Origin of the sequence: Pleomorphovibrio marinus (assembly GCF_003347495.1) — a bacterium.
GTDB lineage: Bacteria > Bacteroidota > Bacteroidia > Cytophagales > Cyclobacteriaceae > Pleomorphovibrio > Pleomorphovibrio marinus.
This window is the reverse complement of the sequence record NZ_QCXY01000044.1, coordinates 1-752: the sequence shown is the minus strand read 5'-3', so window position 1 is coordinate 752 and position 752 is coordinate 1. Positions and strand designations below refer to the sequence as shown.

General features: G+C 42.3%; 1 pseudogene. It reads right to left on the bottom strand.

Features of this window, described 5'->3' with window-relative positions:
* Window positions 1-752, bottom strand: a pseudogene (locus DB520_RS26285) (hypothetical protein); the annotation flags it as partial.

Genomic DNA, 752 nt, shown 5'->3' with positions numbered 1-752 from the left:
TTGCGGTTGGTGGTACCAGTTCGGTGATTTCGCACTGGGCCATTAAATCAGGGAGTTCAGTCACATCAGGCAGGGGGGGTAACTCATCAATAACGGTTACAAATATCTCTTTGCTTGCCTCATTCTCATTTACATCGGTTACCGTAAATAGAATGGGATTCTCACCAATATGTTCACAGGTAAACTCAAAGGTGCTCAGTTGGATTTCAGCAATACCACAATTATCAGAAGATCCGTTGTCTATTTGTTCAGCTGTAATAGAAGCCGCTCCATTTTCATCCAGATAAATAATAATATCCACTGTTTCCAATATTGGATCTTCATCGTCTGTTATAATAACTTTCTGAAGCACTTCTCCAATTTCAAAATCATTGCCATCCACGGCTTTCCAAGTGATTAGTGTTTCGCCAACTGTAAATGGTTCTTGCAGGGGTTGATCATCGTCTCGTGTACCTATAAAAGTCACCCCATATGAGTCACCCTTTGCTTCTGGTTCCTGCACTTCTACAATTGCATGGCAATCTCCAGGGTCATTCGACTGGGTCAAATCTTCTACAGGCAGAATTTCGAAATTTATCTCAACAGCACCAATACTTACCGGAGAAACCCTCGGGTTTCCAAAAATATCATCCGGTACAATTTCCAATAAATCTGTTCCAGCGTTGGCCAGAATCAAAGCTCGGGTAACCAAATCATTGTCGGATGCAAAAAGCGGATCTACACTTAGAGAGTTCTCGTCCCTGTTGGAGATC